At 64.2% G+C, this 23,881-nt stretch carries 19 protein-coding genes and 5 pseudogenes; 15 read left to right on the top strand and 9 right to left on the bottom strand.

What is annotated here, in order from left to right; genetic code table 11:
• The first annotated feature begins 491 nt into the window (after positions 1–491).
• Positions 492–1,703, top strand: a complete 1,212-nt coding sequence (locus tag OHA40_RS30520) for a UDP-N-acetylglucosamine--N-acetylmuramyl-(pentapeptide) pyrophosphoryl-undecaprenol N-acetylglucosamine transferase (protein WP_330230281.1) — start codon at positions 492–494, stop codon at positions 1,701–1,703.
• Here OHA40_RS30520 and OHA40_RS30515 read toward each other — a convergent pair.
• The 3 genes from OHA40_RS30515 to rfbB are packed head-to-tail and all read right to left on the bottom strand — an operon-like array spanning position 1,685 to position 4,849.
• Positions 1,685–2,812 (bottom strand): DegT/DnrJ/EryC1/StrS family aminotransferase, encoded by a 1,128-nt coding sequence (locus OHA40_RS30515; RefSeq protein ID WP_330230280.1) that lies wholly within the window; start codon positions 2,810–2,812, stop codon positions 1,685–1,687. The genes OHA40_RS30520 and OHA40_RS30515 overlap by 19 nt on opposite strands.
• A 2-nt stretch (positions 2,813–2,814) precedes the next feature.
• Positions 2,815–3,837 carry an ATP-grasp domain-containing protein gene (locus OHA40_RS30510; RefSeq protein ID WP_330230279.1) on the bottom strand — a complete coding sequence of 341 codons (1,023 nt, stop codon included), beginning with the start codon at positions 3,835–3,837 and terminating at the stop codon, positions 2,815–2,817.
• 1 nt (position 3,838) lies between these two features.
• Positions 3,839–4,849 (bottom strand): dTDP-glucose 4,6-dehydratase, encoded by a 1,011-nt coding sequence (rfbB, locus tag OHA40_RS30505; RefSeq protein ID WP_330230278.1) that lies wholly within the window; start codon positions 4,847–4,849, stop codon positions 3,839–3,841.
• Between the two features lie 193 nt (positions 4,850–5,042).
• Between rfbB and OHA40_RS30500 the strand changes: the two genes are divergently transcribed.
• The 3 genes and pseudogenes from OHA40_RS30500 to OHA40_RS30490 form a co-directional block, all read left to right on the top strand.
• The gene (locus tag OHA40_RS30500) at positions 5,043–6,014 is read left to right on the top strand and encodes a helix-turn-helix domain-containing protein (RefSeq protein ID WP_330230277.1); all 972 of its coding nucleotides are present in this window, start codon (positions 5,043–5,045) and stop codon (positions 6,012–6,014) included.
• Positions 6,011–6,577, top strand: coding sequence for a peptide deformylase (locus OHA40_RS30495; protein ID WP_330230276.1), 567 nt, complete (start codon positions 6,011–6,013; stop codon positions 6,575–6,577). Before OHA40_RS30500 ends, OHA40_RS30495 begins: the two co-directional genes overlap by 4 nt.
• Positions 6,578–6,749: 172 nt before the next feature.
• Positions 6,750–7,016: pseudogene (locus OHA40_RS30490) on the top strand (cytochrome P450); the annotation flags it as partial.
• A 72-nt stretch (positions 7,017–7,088) separates the two neighbouring features.
• On the opposite strand, the pseudogene istB reads toward OHA40_RS30490, so the two are convergent.
• Positions 7,089–7,886: pseudogene (gene istB, locus OHA40_RS30485) on the bottom strand (IS21-like element helper ATPase IstB).
• Between the two features lie 503 nt (positions 7,887–8,389).
• Positions 8,390–9,155: pseudogene (locus OHA40_RS30480) on the bottom strand (transposase family protein).
• 779 nt (positions 9,156–9,934) lie between these two features.
• Between OHA40_RS30480 and OHA40_RS30475 the strand changes: the two are divergent.
• The 4 genes from OHA40_RS30475 (at position 9,935) to OHA40_RS30460 (ending at position 14,826) form a co-directional block, all read left to right on the top strand.
• On the top strand, positions 9,935–11,191 hold the full coding sequence (locus OHA40_RS30475) for a hypothetical protein (RefSeq protein WP_330230275.1): 1,257 nt from the start codon (positions 9,935–9,937) through the stop codon (positions 11,189–11,191).
• 5 nt (positions 11,192–11,196) lie between these two features.
• Positions 11,197–12,297, top strand: a complete 1,101-nt coding sequence (locus tag OHA40_RS30470) for a phenazine antibiotic biosynthesis protein (RefSeq protein WP_330230274.1) — start codon at positions 11,197–11,199, stop codon at positions 12,295–12,297.
• 8 nt (positions 12,298–12,305) lie between these two features.
• A complete protein-coding gene (locus OHA40_RS30465; RefSeq protein WP_330234438.1) occupies positions 12,306–13,667 on the top strand; it encodes an aldehyde dehydrogenase family protein in 1,362 nt (453 codons plus the stop codon).
• Between the two features lie 109 nt (positions 13,668–13,776).
• The gene (locus tag OHA40_RS30460; protein ID WP_330230273.1) at positions 13,777–14,826 is read left to right on the top strand and encodes a zinc-dependent alcohol dehydrogenase family protein; all 1,050 of its coding nucleotides are present in this window, start codon (positions 13,777–13,779) and stop codon (positions 14,824–14,826) included.
• Between the two features lie 657 nt (positions 14,827–15,483).
• Here the strand turns inward: OHA40_RS30460 and OHA40_RS30455 are convergent.
• Both OHA40_RS30455 and OHA40_RS34795 read right to left on the bottom strand, forming a co-directional pair.
• Entirely contained in the window at positions 15,484–15,774 is a 291-nt protein-coding gene (locus tag OHA40_RS30455) for a hypothetical protein (protein ID WP_330230272.1), read from the bottom strand.
• An 80-nt stretch (positions 15,775–15,854) separates the two neighbouring features.
• Positions 15,855–16,415: pseudogene (locus tag OHA40_RS34795) on the bottom strand (NAD-dependent epimerase/dehydratase family protein); the annotation flags it as partial.
• A gap of 668 nt (positions 16,416–17,083) precedes the next feature.
• Here OHA40_RS34795 and OHA40_RS30450 point away from each other — a divergent pair.
• From OHA40_RS30450 to OHA40_RS30440, 3 genes and pseudogenes are all read left to right on the top strand, one after another.
• Entirely contained in the window at positions 17,084–18,088 is a 1,005-nt protein-coding gene (locus OHA40_RS30450) for an alpha/beta hydrolase (protein ID WP_442944084.1), read from the top strand.
• A 40-nt stretch (positions 18,089–18,128) separates the two neighbouring features.
• Positions 18,129–18,539, top strand: coding sequence for a hypothetical protein (locus OHA40_RS30445; protein WP_330230270.1), 411 nt, complete (start codon positions 18,129–18,131; stop codon positions 18,537–18,539).
• Positions 18,540–19,003: 464 nt separating this feature from the next.
• A pseudogene (locus tag OHA40_RS30440) lies at positions 19,004–19,197 on the top strand (AMP-binding enzyme); the annotation flags it as partial.
• A gap of 12 nt (positions 19,198–19,209) precedes the next feature.
• Here the strand turns inward: OHA40_RS30440 and OHA40_RS30435 are convergent.
• Complete coding sequence (locus OHA40_RS30435; RefSeq protein WP_330230269.1) at positions 19,210–19,785, bottom strand: TetR/AcrR family transcriptional regulator; 576 nt, start codon at positions 19,783–19,785, stop codon at positions 19,210–19,212.
• Positions 19,786–19,848: 63 nt separating this feature from the next.
• Here OHA40_RS30435 and OHA40_RS30430 point away from each other — a divergent pair, with 63 nt between their 5' ends.
• Positions 19,849–20,247 carry a nuclear transport factor 2 family protein gene (locus OHA40_RS30430; RefSeq protein ID WP_330230268.1) on the top strand — a complete coding sequence of 133 codons (399 nt, stop codon included), beginning with the start codon at positions 19,849–19,851 and terminating at the stop codon, positions 20,245–20,247.
• A 254-nt stretch (positions 20,248–20,501) separates the two neighbouring features.
• Here the strand turns inward: OHA40_RS30430 and OHA40_RS30425 are convergent, their stop codons facing one another.
• Complete coding sequence (locus OHA40_RS30425; protein WP_330234501.1) at positions 20,502–20,927, bottom strand: hypothetical protein; 426 nt, start codon at positions 20,925–20,927, stop codon at positions 20,502–20,504.
• Here OHA40_RS30425 and OHA40_RS30420 point away from each other — a divergent pair.
• The 3 genes from OHA40_RS30420 to OHA40_RS30410 all read left to right on the top strand — a co-directional run bounded on the left by OHA40_RS30420 (position 20,823) and on the right by OHA40_RS30410 (position 23,371).
• Positions 20,823–21,614 carry an aminotransferase class I/II-fold pyridoxal phosphate-dependent enzyme gene (locus tag OHA40_RS30420; protein WP_330230267.1) on the top strand — a complete coding sequence of 264 codons (792 nt, stop codon included), beginning with the start codon at positions 20,823–20,825 and terminating at the stop codon, positions 21,612–21,614. The two genes, OHA40_RS30425 and OHA40_RS30420, sit on opposite strands and share 105 nt — an antisense overlap.
• Entirely contained in the window at positions 21,604–22,365 is a 762-nt protein-coding gene (locus OHA40_RS30415) for a tryptophan 2,3-dioxygenase (RefSeq protein ID WP_330230266.1), read from the top strand. Before OHA40_RS30420 ends, OHA40_RS30415 begins: the two co-directional genes overlap by 11 nt.
• A gap of 121 nt (positions 22,366–22,486) precedes the next feature.
• The gene (locus OHA40_RS30410; protein WP_330230265.1) at positions 22,487–23,371 is read left to right on the top strand and encodes an amidohydrolase family protein; all 885 of its coding nucleotides are present in this window, start codon (positions 22,487–22,489) and stop codon (positions 23,369–23,371) included.
• The last annotated feature ends 510 nt before the right edge of the window (positions 23,372–23,881 follow it).

Raw genomic sequence — 23,881 nt, 5'->3', positions numbered from 1 at the left:
CACGATTCCTTTCACACGTTCGCCCGACCCGGTGACCGCCCCAGTGGGGCAATAGGCCTGGGCGGCGCCCACACCCAGCGGTGTTCAGTTGACTGCCCTGGTTCGACCCGCCACCGACCCGTCGCGTCGTGCGAGCACCGCGTACAGGATTTGGTACGCACCGCGATAGTTTGCGCTCCGCGCGGATCGCCGATTACCACTACCGGGACCGGTTGATGTCGAGGGAGGTCGGCCAGTGCGGAACCGAGATCTTGGACTTGTTGAGGTCGAACGATTCAAGGTCTGGGCGTTACAAACCGATCCTTGCGCCTACAGTCACTGCCCACACGGTCGTGCGAACGGCATGATGCCGCCGTGAGGTACAAACACGTTGCAGCACAGTACAAACCAGTCGTGGACGGGATCGGCACGAAGGAGCTCGCGTTGCTCACGGGTGACAGCCCGTTCAACTGATAACGTCGTGCCCTCCAATCCAAACGGACCTCGGCTTCATGAGTGGGAGTACAGCCATCAACGGAAACTCGGCAGGTTCGCGGCATTCGGATGTTCAGCTGCTCGTGGCCGCAGGTGGTACTGGTGGGCATGTCTATCCTGCCGTCACCACAGTTCGAACGTTGCGTGAGGAACTGGCCGCCCGCGGGTATCGGCTCGAAGTGTTGTGGGTCGGGCAGGCCGGCGGGTTGGAGTCCACAGTCGCGGCTGGCGAGGGTATCCGGTTCGCTGCGGTGGCGACAGGCAAGATTCGTCGCGCGGCCAACCCGTTGAAGATGTTCACTCGTGCCAATGCTGTGGACATGCTGCGTGTCCCGCTCGGTATCGCCCAAGCCTGGCGCACGGTGGGCCGGTTCCAACCGGATGTCGTGCTCGCGACCGGCGGGTATGTCACCGTGCCGGTCGGGTTGGCGGCCTGGCTGCGGCGTCGGCCGTTGGTGGTGCACGAGCAGACGGTCCGGTTGGGCCTGGCCAACCGGGTGCTGGCCCGCCTTGCGACCCGCGTCGCCCTGTCGTCGGAATCAAGTCTGCCGTTGCTGCCGCGGCGCGCTGTAGCGAAGTCCGCCTTCACCGGTAATCCTGTGCGGCCCGAACTATTCGACGGCGACGCTGACAAAGCGATCGCCGCCCTCGGCGTCCACGGGTTCGATCGCAGCTTGCCGACCATTTATGTCACTGGTGGTGCGCAGGGCGCGGTCCAGATAAACCGTGTCGTGCGTGAGCTGTTGCCGTGGCTGCTGCAGCGTGCCAATGTCATCCATCAATGCGGCAAGACATCGGTCACCGAACTCCGCGAGCACGCCGCCACCCTTGACGCAGCGTTGGGCAAACGCTATGTGGTCACCGAGTTCATCGGTCCTGAGTTGGCGGATGTGTTCGCGTTGGCTGATGTGGTCATCTCACGTAGCGGTGCGGGCACCATCGCGGAGCTCACCGCGCTGGGCAAAGCATCGGTGCTGATCCCGCTGGCGTCCTCGGCGGGTAACGAGCAAGCCCACAACGCCGCCACCCTCGCTGAGCACGGGGCGGCGGTCGCGCTGCTCAGGGACGTTGCGGCGCCGAGGTTGCGGGAAGCGATCGAACCGCTACTCACCGACCCGAGCCGCCGAGCAACGATCGCCGAGCACGCCCGCGAACACGGGCGCCCCAACGCAGCAAGGGAACTGGCGCAGATCCTGATCTCCGTAGCCTGCTACGACCGTCGGCTGTAGGCGATCGCGTCCCGGAGTGTCGCCGCAACCCGGGCCACGTCCGGTTCGGTCATGGCCGGATGAAACGGCAGGCTCATGATCTCGTCGGCGGTCGCCTCGGTGACCGGCAGCGGCCGCGACCACTGCGCGAATGCGGGCTGGGTGTGGTTCGGCGGGTAATGCACTCCGACACCGATCCCGCGGTCACGCATGAACTGGAATACGCTGTCGCGCTTCGCGACTCGCACTACGCAGTTGAATGGCACACTGTGTTCCACGTCGACATCAACCATCGTGACGCCGTCCAGGTCCGCCAGCGCGCGGGCGTAGGCACGCCACAGCGTCTTGCGCGCGGTCTCGATCGCGTCGAAACGGGCCAGCTGCGCACTGCCGATCGCCGCGTGCAGTGCTGATAGGTGGTAGCGCCAACCGAAGGTGTCTACGTCGTAGGTGGTCGAGCGGATGCGGGTGGCCTGCGACTGGCTGACCCCGAGCAGCCGCAGGGTTCGTGCTCGATCGGTTTGCGCGGGTGTGCGCGGGATCAATGCGCCGCCTTCGCCGCAGGTCAAGTTCTTGATCGGTCCGAAGGAGAACGCCGTCAGCGCGCCGGTGGCGCCGACCCGGATCGTGCCGAGGCGAGAGCCGAAGGCGTGCGCGGCGTCCTCGACCACCGTGATACCGCGCTCGTCCAGTTCCCGCTGAAGGTCGCCGAGATCGACCGCGCGTCCGCCGTAGAGGACCGGCACCACCGCCCGCGTGCGCGGCGTGATCGCCTCGAGCACCGTGGCGCTAGTGACAGACAGCGTGGTGGCGTCGATGTCAGCGAATCGGGGGTGCGCGCCGGTCATCAGGATCGCTTGGACGGTGGCGCAGAAGGTTTGTGACGGCACCACGACTTCATCGCCTGGCCCTACACCGGCCAGCAGCAGTCCGACGTGCAGTGCTGCGGTGCACGAGGAGACCGCCACAACCTGCGGTACCCCTAGGAACTGTGCTAGTTCGGATTCGAATCTTTCGGTTGCGGTGTTGTGGCCGTATTGTCCGGCCTGCAGCGCCTCGGTCACCGCGGCGAATTCTGGGCCGTGTAGAAACGGTGCGGCGTTCCTGCTGACGGGATCAAAGTTGGTCATCGTCACTCCTTGCGTTCCGCGTTAGGAACACTGACGTGTCCGGTTGAGCTGCTTGCCCCGAGCCGGGTGTCTTCGACGACTGCAAGGGTCGTGGTGGCTTTGGCCAACCGAACGCCAGGCCGATAGGTCAACCGATCGTGATCAATCGGGCGTTGCCACAGTCCCGCCAGAGTCTGGTCGACCAGGTCTGCGCCGGCTGCTTCGGCGAGCATGAACCCTCCTGCGATCCGGGCGTTCATCTCTGTGATGAGCACCCGTTCGCCCGGGGAATCGCGCACAAAACCTTGGACGCAGCACAATCCAGACGTGCCGATAGCCTCCAGCGTGTGGACAACGCGGTCGTGCACCTGTTGGTCGTGGAAGGTTTCGCTGACCATTGACAATCCGCCCTTGGTGAGCAGTCGATACCGCAGGACAACCGATGCTCGACCGCCGCGGTCGATCACGCAGTCCGCGGTGAACTCGTGCCCGTCGAGCTTGGTTTGAATGATCGGTTCGGGCACCAGCTCGCACAGCATGCGCGCTTGCCGACGCGTCGAGCAGAACACCACATTCTTCGATCCCTGACCGCGCCGCGGCTTCACAACCAACGCGACCCCGTCCGGAACCTCGTCGATCTCAGACGGCAGCCAACTGGCTGGGGTGGGAACGTTGTGTTCGGTCAGTAGTTGATGGAACAGCGCCTTGTCCAAACACGCCCGCACCGCTGGCCGCGGCGGAAGCCACATCCGCACCCCTGTCTTCTCCAGATCGCTGCTCAGATCCAGCAGGTGGGGGAGTTCGGATTCGACCGCCGACCAGAGCGCATCCGGCCGAGTCTCCCGGCACAGCGCGAGCAACTGGCCGGGGTAGTCGGCTGCTGTGACCGGTGGTGTCAGTCGCGGGGTCACGCCGGGCAGCAGGAGACCGTTGGCGAGTGGATCGGCGTCGGTGGCGACGACTTCACAACCGAGTTCGAGCAGTCGGCGCGCCAGGTCGAAGCCAGGCTGGCCACCGACCCCGGTGACCAGTACACGCTGTGCCATCTCACTGCCCATCCGCCGCGTCGAGCGTGATAACCGCGATCGGCGCCGATGGATCCCGTGGCAGCGGCGCCCACCGGCTGGGGTTGTCGCGATACCAGCGGACGGTGTCGGCCAGTGCTTGCCCGAACGCGCGTGTCGGCTGGTAACCCAGCGCGGCGATCTTCGACCAGTCCATCGCGTAGCGGCGGTCGTTGCTACGCCGATCCGGAATGTACCGGACACGGCCCCAACCCAGTCCGAGCTCGGCGAGGATCCGCCCGGTCAGCTCATGGTTGGTCAGATCGGCGCCGCCGCCGAGGTTGTACACCTCGCCCGGTACCCCCTCCCGCAGCACCAACTCCAGGCCCTGGCAGTTGTCCTCGACAGGCAGCCAATTGCGGACATGCCCACCGTCGCCGTGCAACGTCACGGTTCCGTCCTTGAGCAGCCGAGTGATGAACAGCGGAATGATCTTCTCCGGATGCTGGCACGGACCGAAGTTGTTGCTGGAGCGAGTGATACACACCGGGACACCGAAGGTGCGGAAGTACGACATCGCCACCAGATCCGACGCCGCCTTCGACGCGGCATAGGGGACTGTCGGCTGCAGCGGGTACTGCTCGGTCGCGGCGGCGGAGTCCAGCGGCCCGTACACCTCATCGGTGGAGACATGCACGAACTTGCCGATCCCGTGCCGCATCGCGGCCTCCAGCAGCACCTGCGTGCCCAGCACGTTCGTGGTCAGGAAGTTGCCTGCCTGATAGAAGCTGCGGTCCACATGCGACTCGGCAGCCAAATGAATCACTGCGGTGTGGGTGCGCATCAGGGAGTCGACCAACCGCGCGTCGAGGATGTTGCCCTCCACGAACCGCAGCCGCGGCGAGCCGAGGACGTCTGCCAGGTTGTCGCGGTGGCCGGCGTAGGTCAGCGCGTCGAGGACCGTCACCTCGAACTCGGAATTACGGCGCAGCAGCCGACGCACCACATGCGAGCCGATGAAGCCCGCCCCACCGGTGACGAGTACCTTGTTCATTCTCTGTCCCCTCCTGAAATCGGCAACAGCCGAGTGTGTTTCAGCCGCAGCGCCACCGTGGTTGACGGTGGCCGACCGGCTGCGGTCAGGGGTTCAGTGAATCGGTGGCGCTGGGGGTGAGGGAATGCTGAACTGGACTCACTCACGGTTCATTCCATTCACGCGATCACGCCGAAGTCCGGGGGCTCAAGGGTTGGACACACCACAGCGACAGCAGACCATCGGCGTCGAACAGGCCGCCGAAGCCTTCTCCGCCGAAGTCGCCTACTGGCGCGACGTCAAAGGACTGGCGAAGAAAGCCCTCGCAGCGAGGATGGGTTTCGACGCCTCCTACGTGAGCCACATCGAATCCGGCCGCCATCGTCCGACTGAGGACTTCGCCCGCCGCGCCGATGTGGCCCTTGAGTCAGGCACCGCGATCTGGAAGCGCTGGCGCGACTATGAGACCGCCAAACTCCATGCATCCAAGCCCACACTGACCACCACACCAGCGTTGTCCAGCCAGTACCCCGGAACCGATCTCATAGTCGAGCACGACGCCGCCCGCCTCGACTACGACGGCACCGCCTACCGGCTCACGATGCGCCGGCTCCTGCGCAACACCGGAGTCGAGCCGGTCACCCGATTCCTCATCCGCATCAGCGTCGACCGGTACCCCGGCGAGCCTGAACGGTCCAAGCAGCATTACCGGCATAATCCACTGACCTGGGACGAACTGGATCTGACGGCGGCATGCCAGGAGGAGCCGATGCGGTGGGAGGCCAAACACGACCACGACGCGTTCAAAGAAGTGTGGCTGCTGTTCGAAAACGACAACGCCCGATTCCCGCTCTATCCGGGCGATTCGGTATGGATCGACTACGTCTACAGTGTCGGCGACAACAAATGGGGCCGCTGGTTCCAACGGGCCGTACGCCTCCCCACCGAGCGACTGGAGGTCACCCTGGCATTCCCGATCACGCTCGCCCCCGCCGTGTGGGGTATCGAAACATCGATGACCGCCGACGCCAGGCCACTGCCCACCGCACCGACCCGACACGACGACAACGACACCGCGATCTTCACCTGGAACACCACCCGACCACCGCTACACACCCGATACCGGATGGAATGGCGATTCCGATCCTCACCCGAGGCAACCACGCAGGGAAGGAAGCAACCGTGATCGAAGCCAAACCCAGCGACGCCATGCGCGGCATCGGAATCGTCCAATCAGGTAGCCCCATACTCCACCAACCCGCGCAGCCACTGAACCTTCCCATCGAGCACGACCTGGCCGCTGCGATCGTCAACGACCTCGTCGCCGCCATGCACCGCGCTCGCCGCATCCACAACTTTGCCAAAGGGATGGGTATCGCCGCCCCACAACTCGGCATCAGCCGCAGAGCCGCTGTCGTTCAGCCACCCGCACCGGACGCGCCGGTTATTACCTTGCTCAACCCCACCATCATCTCCCGCTCCGACGACGAAGACGAGCAGTACGAAGGCTGCCTCAGCTTCTTCGACGTCCGCGGAAAAGTACCGCGACCACTGCGAATCGAGGTCGAGACGAACACCCCCACTGGTGAGCTCCGACTGGCGGAATACCGGGATGGTCTCGCAAGACTTATCCAGCACGAGATCGATCACCTCGACGGCATCCTCTACACCGCGCGCATGAAGCCCACACTCCAGACGATCCCGGTCGAGCAATACCGCCAGACCGGGCGCAGTTGGAGCTACGGATAGCACCAACACGCCCTCGCCGCCAACCATTTAAGGAGCGGTGAATATTGCGTCCGGCTGATCGAGGTTCCTGACGCCTTCACCGGCATTGACCTGGACGCCTAATGGAGCCGATTGTGATCCTCTCGCTGGACCCCGTGATTCGGTCGACCTGTCTGGCCCCCTCAGGGAGGCCACGGTGCTGTTGATTCTGACCGATGACCGTTTCGGGGGTGAGCTGCTCGGGGGATCGCTGTCTATCAGAGACGCGATCGATGAGGTGCTGTTCACCGATCCGCCTCGAGAGAATTCCTGCTTCAGCTATCCACCTCAGCCCCAAATCGTCGGGGGCGTATGGCTGCCAGCGCATCAACCAGTGCTGATCGGTTTGGCGGCATGCAACAACGATCCGGAAGCGGTGACCGGCGACCGGCAAGACAACCGTTCGCACCTGGCGTCGGGCGCTGTCAATGGCCATGTGTAGGTCGCCGCTGGTGGCCAGGTGAAGTCCCCACCCCCTTGCGGGGTGGGGTGGTTAGTTCAGGGGCCGGTCACCTCGCTTGTTGCGGTGTTTCATGCGGTAGGAGTCGCCGTCGGTGATGACGACGGTGGCGTGGTGCAGGAGCCGGTCGAGGATGCTGGCGGCGGTGGTGTGTTCGGGTAGGAACCGGCCCCATTGCTCGAACGGCCAGTGTGATGCGACGGCCAGAGATCGGCGTTCGTAGGCGGCTGCGACGAGCCGGAACAGTAGCTGGGTGCCGGTGTCGTCGAGCGGGGCGAACCCGATCTCGTCAAGGATCAGCAGGTCCGTGCGCAGCAGTGTGTCGATGATTTTGCCGACGGTGTTGTCGGCCAGGCCGCGGTAGAGGGTGTCGACGAGGTCGGCGGCGGTGAAGTAGCGGACCTTGTGCCCGGCGGCGACCGCGGCGTAGCCGAGCCCGATCAGGGTGTGGCTCTTGCCGGTGCCCGGCGGCCCGATCAGCGCGAGATTGTGTTGCGCGCGAACCTATTCCAGGCTCGACAGGTAGTCGAAGGTGGCTTGCGGGATCGATGACGCCGACACGTCGAAGCTGTCGAGGGTTTTCGTGACGGGGAACGCGGCGGCCTTGAGCCGGTTGGCCGCGTTGGAGGCATCCCGGGCGGCGAGTTCGGCTTCGATCAGGGTGCGCAGCACCTCTTCCGGGGTCCAGCGCTGGGTTTTCGCGACCGCCAGCACTTCCGGCGCGGTGCGCCGGATGGTGGCCAGTTTCAACCGGCGCAGCCCGGCGTCGAGGTCGGCGGCGAGTTCCGGGATCGGTTTGGGAGCGATAGTTTTCGATCGTGTAGTGGTCATGAGGCGCTCCCGTCACGGGTGATCTTGTATGCGTCCAGCGACCGGGTCGGTGCGGTGGGCAGGTCGAGCACCAGCGCGTCCCCGGCCGAGCGCGGCTGCGGGGCGCCGGTGCCGGCAGAGTGGCACGAGGACTGGGTTGTAGGCAGCGGGAACCTTATGGAACTTGTCTCAGGCAAACATCGAAGCGCGGATGTCGGCGCGTACACCACGGTGACCAAGTTGGCCGATGACGGAGGCCTTGCCCACTTGTTTAACCGGTGGTTCGCATTGGGCCAGAAGCACATGTGTCGCCTCGTGACAACAGGCGGTCTCACCGTGGGGCCCGCACGAGAGCTGAAGACCCTGACTTCTCGACTGCGGACGCTCGAAACCGAACCGGCCCTCACGCCGGACGAGGCAAAGGTTGTCAGGCAGATGCGCGCGGCGATCATGACTCATGACAAAGGCACGGCTGAGCGTTGGAAGCACACTGAGCCTTTCCGGGTAGCGGTGTGTTGTGGTGGTCAGGTTGTGCGGCCGTGTTCGACGTGGAGTAAGACGAGTGCGGCGGCGGCGATCGCGCCGATCCGGTAGGGGCAGAGGCTGATTCGCCGTAACGCCTTGAAGGTGGTCTTCAGCAGGGAGTTTCCGCGTTCGCCGAGGGCGCGTTTGCTGTTGTGCGCCTTGTTCGAGGTCTTCTGCTCGCTGGTCAGTTCGCCGTCGGCGGGTTTCTTCGCCGATCCAGGTCTCGAGCGCGGGCAGTATCCCGGGGTGGGTGCGCAGCGCGGTGAGGTCGTGCTCGCGGCCTGGCCGCACGTCCGAGGTCCACAGCGGCCACCCATCCGGGGCGGTGACGACCTGGATGTTGCCGCCGTGGTGGCGGTGTTTCCCGGACCACCACAGGTCCACCGGCTTGCCGTTTTTCAGTGTGGGGCCGGGTTCACGGATGCGGTCGGTGTAGATCAGGGTGCCGTCCACGCCGAGGTGCTCATGACCTGCGACCTTGGCGGCCAACAGGGCATTGTGCAGGTCCGGGGCCTGCTCGGCGAGCATGTCGATGGTTTCGTGGAGGTAGGCGTAGGCGGTGGTTTTGCCGATGTCGTTGTCACAGGCCAGCTGCTTGAGGCGGGTGCCGTCGACGAACCAGCGCAGCACCAGAACCGCCTGGTCGAAGCAGGTCAGCTTTCGCCAGCGAGTGCCGCGGCGCTGTCGTTCGGTATCAAGCAGCCCGGCCACGAACTCGACCGTGGCCTCGGCGATCGGCAACACGGCCGTGTATGTCACACTCACGATGCGCAGAACCTCTGTGAAGTTGATCTTTGGAAGGACCACCTTCATACCCGGGGTTCTGCGCTTTCTCATTGCACCCCAACCCCTTCCGGCGTGTCGCCAGCTCAGGCCGCCAGCCGACCCGCTACCCGGAATGGCTCAATGTCCTCGTCGTATAGCTGGCCGCGCAATTCGGATCGAGGCGCATCGGGTGGAGCTGGCCGATCGAACAACGATCACCGCGGCACTTGCGGGGTTTCGGCCGAACCGGCGAGCGCAAGGCGCTCTCACTGAGACCCACCGCTTCGGCTGCCGCGGCTATCAGTAGTTGCTGGAAGGTGACGTCGAAGCGCGCTTCGCGCTGGTGAAGGCTCTTCCTGTCTTTTGCTCGGCTGGCAGCGGCGTCTGGTAACTGGGGCTGCCGCAGCCGTAGAGCGGAATCTGCAAGCCTCCGGAGACTGCCGGGCCGGAGCCCGCAGCCACGACGGATGACGGTGGGGTGGCCGGAGGATGTTGGGAGAATTCATGGTTATGAAGTGAAAGGTCGTTGATGCGTCATCGTCTACACGGCAGCATTGGTTCCCGCTGGCGACCGGTCCCCGTTCAACATTCCCGACCCGCAGACGCCCAACCGGATGCGCTTGGGTCTCGGGGACATGGCCGGCAAACGAGCACGACGGATTGGCGGGAAAGGAATGCGTACAGCAATCATCGGTGATGGGCGCCCAGGGGCATTCCCTCGCGCAGGGTTTCGCTGGCACGATGTGCAGGAGGGCACGGGGTCGTGGCCGGTCCCCGGGGTGGACAATCTAATGCATCTTTGTGGGAAATGGACGAATGATGGCAGCCCTGATTTCGGTTCAGTACCGGACCCGGCGATCCAGAAAGCGCCAGCCCGGCGATTGCGTCGGCTGAGGCAACTTATTCGCGCGCTGGACATCGATACGGACGCGGAGGATCCCTCGGTGTTGTGTGAGGTCCGTGGGAGCAGCAAGCTGTACGTGCGTGCCTTTCCCCGCCTGAATATCAGTGGGGCGCCCCCGATGTTTGTGTTTCCGCGTGCAGGTAATCATTCGCCCCTTCATATCGCGGACCAGTCGAGGGTGTCGTTTGTGGTGGCGGTGTGCCTGTTCGGTGCGTGGAGTGTCCTGCTGCGCGACAGGCACCAAGGCATCACGCGACCAATGCCGATTACGAGCGAACCGTTCGCTGAGAGGGTTGATGCCATCGAGGCGGAGGATCGCTTCAGTCTGTATGAACTGGAGACCACGGCACGGCTTACTCGACTCACAGCTGCCATTGGGCAGCGGATGCCCGCGGGCATGCCCATCGAAGTGGTCATGCAGGTACCCCGGCAGCAGTACTACATGTATCTGCTCGACGCCTGGGAACAGGGGCTGGTGCCGACGAGCGTGTTCTGTCGGTGGCTGCGTCTGGTGGACCAACGTCACGCTCGGGTCTGTTCACTGCTGCGCCAGCAGCTCCGCCAGCGTCTGAGCGGTCCGATGATGATCAGGGTGGCCGATAGCCTGGAAGAGATCGGCTCGGCGCTGACCGACTGGGCGGCTGGCGGCAGGCCCGTCAGCCTGGCCTGGTGCCTGGCCCGACTGGCCGACCGGCGTCCTCTCTGGCGCCGGGTCCTTGAGTTCCACCACCCGCGCACGTGGTCGCAACTGTGGCGACTCAGCTATGTGGTGGAACAATTGAGTGCCGGCCGGCTCGACGAGCCAAACGATCGCACCCTTATGGTCGCGATTCAAGATCCGGCCGAGGAGCTCACGTTCGAAGCCGCGGATCGGATCGCCAGCCAAATCCGCGGTGCCTATCCGGGATCGTATTCCTCATGCGGCCTGTATCCACTGGAGCGAGTCATCGCTACCGAGAACGCGCAGCGGATCAGCCTGTACCGCGGCAGCCCTCCCCGTGACCTCGTCGACGACCGAGACAAACCCTGGACTCCGCGACAAATCGTGAACGATATCTACCAAGATTCTCTGGTCGATTCCCTCGCGGTCGAGCACTGCCTCCCTGTTGCTGGATTGAGAACTGAAGGTTAAAGAAGATGTCGCGTATTGCCGCTTCGGAACTCGACTGCCCGCCCGACCAAGCACCCGAACCCGACGCACTGATCCGTGCGGCGATGCGGTGGCATTTCGGACCGGACACCGGCTCGCCCTACTGGCTGGGAAAGGTGCGGGAGCTGGATTTCGACCCGCGCCATGACGTCCGAACAACTGCGGATCTCGCGCTGTTCCCCAATCTCATCGACGAGTTGCGCGATATCAGCGTCGAGGCGTTGATCCCGCGCGGCTATTCCGGAAACGCCGAGATCGTGGCTATCTTCGAAAGCGGCGGGACCACCGGTCCACCCAAGCGGGTGGTGTGCCTGTCGGACTGGGCCGACCGCACCGTTGTCCATGTGTCGCGCGAGATGGACAAGCGTGGCCACCGCCGCGGAGTCAACTGGCTCGCCCTGACCCCAACCGCACCACACATGGCCGGCGAATACATGCCACGACTAGCACGATACCGCGGAGGCACCGCGTTCACCCTCGACATGGACCCACGCTGGGTGAAACGCTGCCTCGGCGAAGGTCGCACCGACGAGGCCGAACGCTACATCGACCACATCCTGTCGCAGGCACGGGTCATTCTGCAAACTCAGAACGTCGGCGTCCTGGCGACCACGCCACCTCTGTTGGAACGACTGTGCCGCAACCACGCCCTCGTCAAGCTTGTCCGGGAGAAGGTTCAGGTGATCCAGTGGGGTGGCGCCCGCATGGACCCCGATACCCGTCACCTGCTGCGGACCGAGGTCTTTCCCGGGATCGACCTCATGGGCACCTACGGCAGCACGATGATCGCCGGCATGGTGACCGAGCGAGCACCGGTCGCTTCTGGCAGCGCGTGCGTGTTCGACGCGCTGTCGCCGTACATCTCCTTCTCGGTCGTCAATCCCGGCACCGACACCAAGGTCGACTACGGCGAGCGGGGCCAGGTCGTGATGAACCATGTCAGCAAGTCGCTGCTGGTGCCCAACAACCCGGAGCGTGACACAGCCATCCGAGTTCCGCCACCGCCCGGCCACGTCGGAGACTCGCTGAGCGACGTGGCTCCTATGACCACCTTCGACGGCCGTCCTGTCATCGAGGGGGTTTACTAGTGGACGCGCTGATCCAGTTGGACGCACTCGGACCCGACGGCACCTATCGCGCACACCGGCGAGTGCCTATCGCCGATGTAGCGGGAACCCCACTGGCCCAACTGAGCCTGGTACCAGGCTTGTTCGTGCAGCGAAGCCTGGCAACGCTGCGTAACGCCCCGACCATGCCGGCGGACGAGCGCGCCGCCGCGCTCGCCCGAGCCGGTCATGCCTTCGCCACCGCCACCCTCAACGGGTTGGCCCCGCGCTATTACGAACACCTCGTCAGCCGAGTCTCCGGTACACCGATCTCGGCGGTCAGGGAAGCGACCCGATTGACGGCACAGTGCGCGGCCGAGTGCTACCGCAATGTGGAATACGCCCGTCCAGTCGGTGCGACCCATCACTGGACAGACCCGCTGACTCGCCGGGGAAGCGGCGTGTGGATCCGGCGCGGCGACGTGTTTTCCGTGCACGCGGCTGGCAACCATCCAGGCGTCCACATTCTGTGGCTGGAGGCGCTCGCCATGGGCTACCGGGTGGCCGTGCGCCCTTCGCAACGGGAACCATTCACCCCGCACCGCCTGATCGCTGCGCTGCGGGAAGCAGGATTCAGCGACGACCAAGCCATTCTTCTGCCCACCGACCACACCATTGCTGATCAGATCATCCGCAGCGCGGATCTCGCGATGGTTTATGGCGGTGACGACGTCGTCGACAGGTACCGGGCGCAACCCACCATCCTTCCCCAGGGACCAGGCCGCTCCAAGATCCTCCTCACCGAGGGCCGTTGGGAAGACCACCTGGACACCATCACCGCCTCGATCAGTCACCACGGGGGAACCGCCTGCGTGAACACCACCGCCGTGTTCGTCCAAGGCGACCCGACCCCGGTCGCCAAGGCCATCGCGCAGCAACTGTCGACAATCCCCAGCCTGCCGCCGCACGACGACAAGGCGGTACTCCCGGCCCGGCCACTAACGGCTGCGCAAACTCTCGAGTCCTATGTCCTTACCCACGCTAAAGGGGCCACGGCCCATCTCGGCGGTGAGGGCATCGTCGACGTACTCGCCGACGGCAGCGCCGTGCTGCGCCCGGCGGTATTCGAGTTGGGCAGCGCGAATGCCCCACAAACAGGCATCGAAGTACCCTTCCCGTGCGTCTGGATCGCCCCCTGGGAACCAAGCGACGGCATCGAACCGCTTCGCCACACCCTGGCACTCACGGCCATCACCGACGACCACGACCTCATCGACCGACTCGTCGGCGAGCCAACGATCCGCAACGTCTACATCGGAGACCGCCCCACTTATCAGACCGAGTTCGGCCTGCCACACGACAGTTATCTCGCTGACTTCCTCATGCGGACCAAGACGGTCATCAGAGCGTGACCATGACCGCCTGGCGCGGCCTCGGAGCCCTCTGGCGATGGATGGATCAAACGCTGTGCGACCGACCGGAAGTCGGCAACGTTCGTGGATATCGACATGAGGAGGAAAGATGCGAGCAGCAGTACTCCATGGCCCCCGAGACGTCCGTATCGAGCAGGTCCCAGACCCGAGGATCGAGCGACCGACCGACGCGATCGTCCGTGTCGTGGCAGCCTGTGTCTGTGGTTCCGACTTGTGGTCCTACCGCGGTATTCAGCAGGTTCCTGAGCCGACGCGGATGGGACATGAGTTTGTCGGCGTGGTCGAAGAAATCGGTGCCGAGATCGACACGGTGCGCCCGGGTCAGTTCGTCATCGCCCCAATGCATGCAAGCGATGGCATCTGTGTGCATTGCCGCAACCGGGTCCCGTTCTTTTGCCCACGCAGGGCGCACTGGGGAGCCACCGACGAGTACGGACTGTTCGTCGATGGCGGCCAAGGCGAGGCCGTCCGCGTGCCGATGGCCGACGGCACGCTGGTCGCGTTGCCTGAGCAGCCAGACCCGGCGCTGATCCCTGACCTGCTCGCCTTATGCGACGTGATGGGTACCGGATACCACGCGGCACTCTGCGCGGGCGTAACGCGCGGTAGCACGGTGGCGGTCGTGGGCGATGGCGCGGTGGGACTGTGTGCCGTGCTGGCGGTTAGGCGTTTGGGTGCTGAACGCGTCATCGCGATGTCCAGCCACGCCGAACGTCAAAAACTCGCCCGCGTATTTGGCGCATCGGATGTGGTCACCAAACGCGGCGCTGATGGCGCGGCCCAGGTGGTGGAATTGCTCGGTGGTGTAGGAGCGGACGCGGTATTGGAATGCGTAGGGACAAAGGAATCGTTGCAGCAAGCCATCGACGCGACCCGGCCAGGCGGCCGAGTCGGGTACGTTGGTCTTCCGCATGGAAGCCCTGAGCTGCCCGTGCAGCAGTTGTTCCTTGCCAATATCAGCGTTCGCGGAGGCCTGGCGTCGTCACGCGACTACATCACCGAGTTGTTGCCGTCGGTATTGGATGGCTCGATCGAACCCGGCCGTGTCTTTGACCTGGTGCTTGACCTCGACGCGGTGGCGGGAGGATATGCCGCGATGGATCAGCGTCGCTCGATCAAGGCACTGCTGCGTCCGTGATGTCTCAGCCCGGATCCACCTGCCGAGAGCACCCACTACGACATCCACGCCGAACTGGCCAGACTCAGCGCCGCGGCGGTGGCGTTCTGGTGTTGCGGGCGGTCTAGCTAGTCCGGATGAACCGCGCTCACTGGCGCCGAAGCCATCTCCAACGGTGTCCCCGCGTTTCCGAAACCCACGGCTCGCAACGCGGCGTTCACCATGGCAGCCATGGGCGCGATCTCGATCACTATGTTCCTCGATATCACTGTGCTTGTGCTGATCTCCGACACCCGCATCTTTCTGTAGTACCGAGATACGGAACGAGAGTGCAAGATCTGCTGACGAATAGCCATGCTCAATGGCGCATGCTTGACGTCTTCAGCCTCGATCGGCGCTCGAAGGGGACACGGTACGATAGGTGCCGAGTTCGATATTCTCATTATGCAGTTCTAAATGTCCCTATCGCCCGGCTAACAGTGGTTTTCGGTGCATAGAGTTGTGCTTCCGACTGAAGCCACCATCCGCCCGCCGGAGCGCTCTGCTTGGGCGACAACCGGGATCAGGAGGGTGTTCTGAGTCGTTCGGTCAATGGCAGACACCGGTCGGTTGTTCTCCGAGGGGCCTTCCGCGGTCGTGGCGACCGTGCGCTGAGATCCGGCTCCGCGTGACACCGCATCACCAGCTCCGGGCGGAGTTCCTGGCCTCGAGCGTGGCCTGCACCGCTGCTCGGGTCGGGGTGGGCTCGATACCGAACTTCTTGGTCGCGGCCGTGGAGTCCACCACGAACGGATGGTCGAACTGGTAGCGCAACTCACGTATCTCACGGGCGTCGGCATTGAGCAGACCGGCGGCCCCAGTAGTGCCGACGGCATGCGGCGGACTCGTGCTGGGGATGCGGCCGCGAGGGTGGCGGTCAGGCCGGCGAGGGCGCGGACCGACATTGGAGCCGCTGTGGGCACGTGCCACGCTCTGCCCCAGGATGTTTCGTCATCGGCTACCGTGATGAGGGTGCGTGCCACGTCGCCGATGGCTGTCCAGCTGTGCGGAGCGTCTGGGTCGCCGGGAAACAGCACGGTCTTGCCCGTCGTCACTGCGGGCAAGACCACGGCCGTGAAGGTCGAGTTGGCTCCGGCCCCCAGGTAGTCGGATCCGCGTACCTCCGCGGTACGGATGCGGCCGTCCCTATGCGCGGCAAGGGCCTCGTTCCATAAATCAGCGCGCACCCGCCCCTTGACCGAGTTGGGGTGCAGCGGATGTGATTCGTCCACCGGATCGTCGAATTCGCCATAGCCATAAAGGTTTCCGACGGTGAGCAGTAGCGCGCCGGAGGCTTCCGCTGCGCTGATCGCGGCGTGGATGAGTGGCGGGAAACCGGTGGCCCATTGGGCGTATTCTAGCCCGGCGCACTGATGGATCGCGGTGGCTCCCGCACACCGGGCCATGAGCGCTGAGGCGTCGGTGGCGTCGACCCGGATGCGTGCGATGCGCGGATGCTCGGGCCCGGATCCGCTGCGGGTTAGTAGGCGAACGTCGTCGCCCCGCTCTGCCAGCAGTAGTGCGGTGGCCGATCCGACGGGTCCGGCTCCGACGACGACGTGCAGGGACATAGCGGTTCTCGATTCTGTCAGGCGTTCCGTTTCGATAACAATGTTCTCGCATGAGGTAGTGTCGATCTGCAGGGCGACTCTCTTCTCCGCCAGCCGAGCGCCGAGCGAGATTCGGTGACCGGTTAGCTGGACAACAGCCACCTCACTGACCTGCGAACCGTTTCAGGACTTCCACTAGCTCGAAGACGCTGTCTCCCAAACGATCCTGATCCGGCCCCTGCGCATCCGGCACGGCTGCCGAGCAGCGCTGCGCGAGCCGATCTTGTCAATGAGGCCCCGATAACGCCGGGTCGCCAAGTTCTGAGCCCTCGCGCGACGGAGTTTGTTGGTGGCCAGCGCTTTTCATGTCGTGCTGTTTGCCATTTGGATTTGGGCGGCACTTGGTCCGAGTTGATCCTTACGGGTTGGGACCATTTGGTGTGCAGCGGCAGCTCGGGTATGCCTACGCGAGGCCGCGATCATGAAGCATCGCTCCTCGATCGTGCCTCAAGCCGGCGTTGATTCAACGCGCCACCCTATTACGCTCGCTAGCGGGCCGTTATTTAACGGCATAATCTACAGGTTAGGGGCCATGTTTGACCACGCAGCAATTTCGGATCCGGTTCCGCCGTGTTCGCCGTCGGTCAAGGCGCCGGGATGTCGAGATCGTCGCAACGGTCGCAGTGCTGCTGGGTGTGGCAGTGCTCGCGCCCTTGCCAGCGTGTGCGGAACCGCTGACACCACCACCGAGTTCGGGGTCCTCAGGAAACTCCGAGCCGCCGCCGGAGGGCACGTACTTGCCGGGTCCGCCTGTGATCGATCACATCGAGCCGATCAGCGATCGCTGGCTGCGGGTGTATGTGGCCTCACCGGCGATGGGCCGCCTCGTGCAGGTGCAGGTGCTGCTGCCCGCCGATCAGAGCAAATCCCGCCCGACGGTGTACATGCTCGATGGCCGCAACGCGGAGAACGACAACAGCGGCTGGGCCGAGCACGGCGGCGCTGTGGGATTTTTTGCGGACAAGAACGTGAACGTGGTGCTGACCACCGGCGGCGCGGCCAGCTACTACACCGACTGGCAGCATCGCGACCGCGTGCTCGGCACGAACAAATGGGAGACGTTCCTGACCCGGGAGCTGCCGCCGCTGATCGAGGCGCGCTTCAACGGTAACGGCCGCAACGCGATCCAGGGGGTCTCGATGGGAGCCGAGGCCGCGATGATGCTGGCGACACGGACACCCGGCTTGTATAAGGCGGTTGCCGCGCACAGCGGGTGCTATCTGCTGAGCTCTGAGCTCGGGCAGGCGCAGGCTCGCGCGATAGTGGAAACCTGGGGTGGCGACTCGAACAACATGTTCGGCAAACACAACGACCCGGATTGGCGGGCCCACGACCCGGCGGTGCACGCGGATGCCTTGCGCGGCACCGCGATCTACCTCTCGTCCGGCAGCGGACTGCCCGGTGAGCACGATGTGCCGGGCAACCCCGAACTGCGCGACGCGGTCCTGTACGGGGGGCCGCTGGAGGCCGGCGCCGACACCTGCACCCGCCAATTCGCCGACCGGCTCACTCAACTGCATATCCCAGCCACAAAGAGCTTCCGGCTCACCGGCACTCACTCCTGGCCCTACTGGGCCGACGAACTACCCCGGTCCTGGCCCACCATGGCCACAGCACTGGACAACACGAACTGAAAAGCGCAACGAAACGCCACATCGAGAAGGGAAGTTTTACATGATCAACGCTAAGAAGACGATCGCCGCGTGTGCGGGCGTACTCGGAATCACTGCCGGGTTGACGGCCTTCCTCCCAGTCACTGCGTCCGCGGCAACCTATGAAGAAGGTATGTGCGGTGCCGGATACAAGGTGATCGACTCGCACGAGCTCAAGAACGGTACCGTCTTCCTCACCTACAACGGTGATCAGAAGTGTGTTGTCACCGTGCGGAACCACCGCGGAGCAGCTGAGCGGATGGGGGCTGGCATATCGCTGGAGAAGGACGTCTACAACGACGTCGCCGAATCGGGCGATTTCACCTGGTACGCGGGTCCGGTGCGCATCGCCGCGAAGGGGCAGTGCATCGTCTGGGTCGGCTGGATCGGCAGCGGCGAAGACGGGTTCATCGGCAAGGGCCACTGCGACTGAAGGTGAAGAGGAGGCTGTGCGGAATAGCTGCCCAAGTCCCTCTCCTTCGGCCGACTGACGACGCGAAACCTCGTCGCGGCGCACTCCTGGCGGCAGGGCAATGCCAGCCGTCCAGGTGGTCGCCCACTTGCGCAGGTTCGCGTGCAGGTTTGCATAGAACGGGTTGCACCGGCGATTCGGGTTCCACGGCGTCGGCAGCGAGAGTGATGAGCAGACGGGCGTTGGCCTGGCGAATGAAGTCGATCGCGCACGCAATCGCCCCATCGAGGCCGGTGACCTGCTCGGTTTGATCCTCGATCGTCGTCATCATGGTGTCGATCACCGCACTGGAGCAGTCCGTGCTTGTTGCCGAAATGCCAAGAGATCGATCCGTGGCTGATGCTCGATGTAATCCACGATGTCCGCGAAAGTCGTCTTCCGGAACCGTGTTCGGCAAAGCGTTTGGTCGCCGACGCCACCAGGATGTGCTCGGCGCGCCGTACCCGGACTGGGGCGAGATCGTCGTCGTGTTCATGGTCGGGAACGTGTCGGCCGACGAACTCGACTGAAACGTATCGCACGATTCAAGCGGCCGAAACGCTACGAGTTCATCGAGATGTTGCCGAAAAGCAGCTACGGCAAGGTCCTCAAACGCGAACTGCGCACTCGAATCGTTTAATGGTGGCTTACGTCAATCCTCGGCAGCATGAGCTGTTCGGGCAGCCAATCCGGTGCGCAGCAGTGCGACCAGGCGGCGTGCGTGTTCGGCGTCGGTGGCAAGGGCCGCACCGCTGGCCAGTGCCAACACGTCGGTCACCGTGACGTCCGGCCGCAGCTCCGGTCGGGCGCGCTGTACGAGGTCGCTGGCGGTGGCAATGATCGAAGCATGCCACCGTTCGAAAAGTGGCGCCCGACGGCTGCTGGGAGCCTCGGTCGCGGCCAGCGCGAGCGGCCGTTTCGTCGCGACGTGCACGACGAATTCATCGAGCCAGGTGAAAAGCGCGTCGAGCGGCGAGGCAGCGTCGGCCAGCGCCGTGCCGGAGCGACAGAGGGCCACCACCTCGTCGGCGTAGACGGCGGCGAGCAGATCCGCGCGGGTTGGGAAGTGGCGGTACAGCGTGGCATTTCCGACGCCGGCGCGTCGTGCGACCTCATCGAGCGCGACCTCGTTGCCGGTCTCGGCCATGAGCTCTCGGGCACTGACGAGGAGCCGGATGATGTTGCGCGATGCGTCGGACCTGGGCCCGCGCTTGCTATTCGGGGACATCCCCGATTATGGTACCGGTACGTAAGTGGGGATCTCCCCGAATAGATGCTGGAAGGTCCAACAATGTTGACTCCTGAAGACCGGCTCGCCATCACAGACTTGATCAACTTGCATGGGCATCTGGCAGACCGCGGCGATTTCGACGGGTTACACACACTGTTTGCGGAGGGCGTCATATACGACGTGAGCGCCTTGGGTGGCGGCGTCCTTGTTGGGTTGAGCGCGTACCGCGAGGCCGCTCTGGCGTTAGGTGAAGCTAACCCGGTAGCCCACCACGTCACGAACATCGTGGTTGACGAAGCGCCGGACGGAACGGTCCACGTTGTGTCGAAGGGGCTCGGCGTCATGGCGGGCGGCTCCTTCGGTAGCGTCACCTACGAGGACAGCGTCGAACGGGCCGTCGGAGGCTGGAGAATCACACGCCGGGTCGTCCGGCCTCGCCGCGAGCCACTGCGACCGTGACCGTAACGAGACGAGGACTTCTGGTATCGGGCCGCATCGTCGTTCGGAATGACCGGAACCAATGCCCGCGCCATCCTGGCCATGCCTGGAAGGGGCCCGTCCTGAACCGCTCGTAAACTGGGCCGTCGTCATGGACTCGGCGTGGCCGCGTTGTGCCGCGATTTGGCTTCTGCGCACAGCGGCAGGCATTAATCTAACAAGGAACGTGTCGATCTTATTCGTTCCGACACTTGACAGGATGGGCCAGGCGAAAGTTAAAAACGTGGTCTGTTGAATATGCGGCGCGTGGATCCGGCCAGCCATTTGTCCGATCCTGGCCCCTGGCCGAGCGCGAAAGTCATAGCAGCGCCTCGATACAGCGCAATGATCGACCGCGCAGTATAACGCGCTTCTTGAGCTTTAAGTGACCGAGTGACGAACCCATCGGCAATAGCCGACTCAATCTGTTCATCGAATTCCGCCAGCGACCGGGACATACGCTGGGCAGCAGGTTCGGATTCGCGTAGAGCGTACAACCAAAACTCGATGAACAACAGAAGTTGGTCTGGCCGCGAACTGATCAGTGTCATCCAGGCTTGCGCCGCCTCATCCGCGCCGAGCGAGGCGTTCGCGAGCGATCTGATCTCGGGCTCCAGCAACCGGATTCGCCGTTTCGCCGCCCGCAGCTCAACGCGCAGCACAATCCCACCGGTGCCAACTGGCGGCCCGATCTTGTTCGGCGGGCACTCGCCGCGGCACGTACAGCTGGGTCGGCGATCCTGCTGGATGATGCGTATTTCGGCGCGCATGACCTGCGGCGAACGCCCACGTCCGCGCTGCGCCTACTGCTCGAGGAATCGCCTGCATCGCGCTGGCTGGCGGTGCGGTCGCTGGGAAAACAGTTCCATTGCAGCGGTTGGGGGATCGGTGCGATGACCGCTCATCCGCGCACCCTGGACGAACTGGTGAATCAGTGGCAGTTCCACCGGAGTTTCGCCAGCGCAATCCCGTTGCAGGAGGCAATGGCCACCTGGCTGGCCAGCCCGGAATCCGAAAACTATCTCGCCGAGCAGGGCCGGGAGTACACCCACAAACGCGCCGTAGTACGAGAGCTTCTGTCCAGCGAACTCGGATATCCAGAAACCATAACGCAGGTCGGCGAGTTCGCTCCTTTTGCGCGCGTCCCACTGCCCCGGGCACGCCGGCGAGGTTCGGTGACACAGTTCCGCCGCGAATGCTTGACCGGGACCGGCGTGTTGGTGGGTGTCGACCGATGGAGCGCCACCAGTGATGACGAGCCGTTGTGCTACCGGCTGTATCTGGGCCCGTCGCTGCCTGTGCTACAGGAGGCACTCCACCGGATGAGCAGAGCAGGCCATGGGTACTGACCGGGGCAGGGCGGCCTACGCCGAGTACCTGATGCTGTATCAATTACTGGGTGCGCAGCGCCCCTGCACCAGACCGGAACAGCACGACGAAATGCTGTTCATCATCTTCCATCAGGTCACAGAGCTGTGGTTCAAACTTCTGCTGCACGAACTGAACGTCGCACGGGAGGCGTTCCGAGGGAACGTGCCGGGGTTGCCCGCTCTGGCTCGGGCACAACGAATACTGCTTCTCCTGAACGATCAATGGCCGGTGTTGGACACCCTGACACCGGATGCATTTCATCGGATTCGCCCGTTCCTCGGATCAGCCTCCGGGCTGTATTCCGAGCAGTACCGGGCCCTCGAATTCCTCCTCGGGCGAAGGCATCCAGGCTGGCAGAATCTTGCCCCTGGATATGTCGCGGAGCCGAGCCTGTTCGATGAGCTGATCCGCTATTTGCATCGGCGTGGCTATCCGGTGCCGGACCGTTATATGGAGCGGGACTGGAGCCGGGGCCGCCACACCACACCGGAACTGCTGCGTGTCTTCGAACAGATCTATGCCTGCCGACACGGAGTCGAATACGAGATCTGCGAACAGCTTTCCGGTATCGACATGTACCTGCGGGGCTGGCGACAGCGTCATCTGGAAACAGTAAAAAGACAACTCGGCGACAGGTCGGGCACGGGAGGGACCTCGGGCGCGGACTACCTCGCCGCGACGATCGATGCACTTTACTTCCCCGAATTGGTGAAGCCACATGCTCTTTGACCGACTGCTCACCGCCGACGCGGCCTGGCTAGGTGGTCGAAAGCTCGTTGGTCCCACCGCTATCGGCGTCCACAGGTGCAAGATCAGTTGGGTCGGACCGCTATCGGCCGCACCTGCCGCGATGGACCGAACGCATGTCGACGGTGTAATGCTGCCAGGGCTCACCGACCACCACGTGCACGCTGCCCTGATCGAACCGGAGAGAATGCTGGCCGCGGGCGTGACCACGGTGGTGGACCTGGGTTGGGCCCCCGACGACATCTGGCCGCTGGCGGACCGCTCACGACATGACCCGAAACTGCCACACATTCGTGCTGCCGGGCCGTTCCTGACCACTCCTGGCGGTTACCCCACGCGGCAGGAGTGGGCACCACCGGGAATCGCGCTCGAAGTCGACGATCCCGCCTCGGCTGCCCAGGCGGTTGAATCACTGGTCGCCCACCACCCCGTGACCATCAAAGTTGCGCTCAACTCGGAGGCCGGCCCGGTCGTCGACGACGTCACGCTGGATGCGATCGTCCGCACGGCGGCCGGGCACGGCATTCCGGTCACCGCGCATACGCAAGGACCTGGTCAAGTACACCGGGCACACAGGGCCGGCGTACGGGTGCTCGCACACACGCCGTGGACAGAAGAACTCGACGACAAGCTCATCGCCGAATTGGCCAGCGACACCACGATAATCTCCACCATCGACATCCACGGCTGGGGTGAACCCACTCGTGACCGCACTGTCGCGTTGCGGAACCTACACCGCTTCCACAGCTTCGGAGGAGTCGTGCATTACGGCACCGACTTCGGCAACGGCCCGCTTCCACCAGGGGTCGACGTCGGCGAGATCAGCGCGCTAACCGAGGCCGGGCTGCATCCCACTGACATACTGCGCGCAATCACCGAAAAGCCGCTGGGTATGGGTGCCGCTGCGGACGTGAGCGCTGTCCCCGGCGATCCGACGGCGAATCCGGCAGTCCTCGGTCGAGCGATCACCGTGCTGAAGGCCGGTTGAGATCTACTCGTTTCGGGTAGTCAGGCGCGGTTCGGGAGACGAGTCAGGGCTTCAGGAATGAAGGGCCGGGTGGTCGGCGCGGGCTTCGCCATCGAGACGGCCGTCGTACCTTGTCGCCCGCCGCGTTCGGGCAGCGGCAGCACGAAGTGTTGGCACAGGCTCGAGCCAGGGGAAGGCAATGTCGGCGTTCATGAAATCCGGGTGCGACACGGGTTTGCGCACCGCGAGCGGGTTGCCTCATGGGGGTGGAAAGCCCGAGGGTTCCCGTCCCATCCGGGAACTACAGGTGAGGGGAAGGCTGGACGGGTGAATGGAAAGTAGACCTCAGATAGGCCTCGTAACGAGATTCTCCGTGATTGGGGTCGAGCCGGGGTTCAAGGGCTGGCCGCGGAGAAGCGGCAGAGAGTTTGCGGAGCGTGAGCCGCTGGCATTGACAAGTGGCACTGAGAGGCGTTTTACTATCAAGTGTCAGTTAGTTAGCGGAGTTGCGGTCAACAGTCGCGACCTCGC

Origin of the sequence: Nocardia sp. NBC_00508 (assembly GCF_036346875.1) — a bacterium.
Classification (GTDB): Bacteria; Actinomycetota; Actinomycetes; order Mycobacteriales; family Mycobacteriaceae; genus Nocardia.
This window is presented reverse-complemented; position numbering and strand designations above follow the sequence as displayed.

What these genes read in the sequence shown, in the direction of transcription:
- rfbB (WP_330230278.1), bottom strand. Translation starts at nt 4,849, where the DNA reads ATGAACAAGGTACTCGTCACCGGTGGGGCGGGCTTCATCGGCTCGCAT.
- OHA40_RS30510 (WP_330230279.1), bottom strand. Translation starts at nt 3,837, where the DNA reads ATGGCACAGCGTGTACTGGTCACCGGGGTCGGTGGCCAGCCTGGCTTC.
- OHA40_RS30520 (WP_330230281.1), top strand. Translation starts at nt 492, where the DNA reads ATGAGTGGGAGTACAGCCATCAACGGAAACTCGGCAGGTTCGCGGCAT.
- OHA40_RS30460 (WP_330230273.1), top strand. Translation starts at nt 13,777, where the DNA reads ATGCGAGCAGCAGTACTCCATGGCCCCCGAGACGTCCGTATCGAGCAG.
- OHA40_RS30515 (WP_330230280.1), bottom strand. Translation starts at nt 2,812, where the DNA reads ATGACCAACTTTGATCCCGTCAGCAGGAACGCCGCACCGTTTCTACAC.
- OHA40_RS30435 (WP_330230269.1), bottom strand. Translation starts at nt 19,785, where the DNA reads ATGTCCCCGAATAGCAAGCGCGGGCCCAGGTCCGACGCATCGCGCAAC.
- OHA40_RS30410 (WP_330230265.1), top strand. Translation starts at nt 22,487, where the DNA reads ATGGACCGAACGCATGTCGACGGTGTAATGCTGCCAGGGCTCACCGAC.
- OHA40_RS30430 (WP_330230268.1), top strand. Translation starts at nt 19,849, where the DNA reads ATGTTGACTCCTGAAGACCGGCTCGCCATCACAGACTTGATCAACTTG.
- OHA40_RS30415 (WP_330230266.1), top strand. Translation starts at nt 21,604, where the DNA reads ATGGGTACTGACCGGGGCAGGGCGGCCTACGCCGAGTACCTGATGCTG.
- OHA40_RS30470 (WP_330230274.1), top strand. Translation starts at nt 11,197, where the DNA reads ATGTCGCGTATTGCCGCTTCGGAACTCGACTGCCCGCCCGACCAAGCA.
- OHA40_RS30445 (WP_330230270.1), top strand. Translation starts at nt 18,129, where the DNA reads ATGATCAACGCTAAGAAGACGATCGCCGCGTGTGCGGGCGTACTCGGA.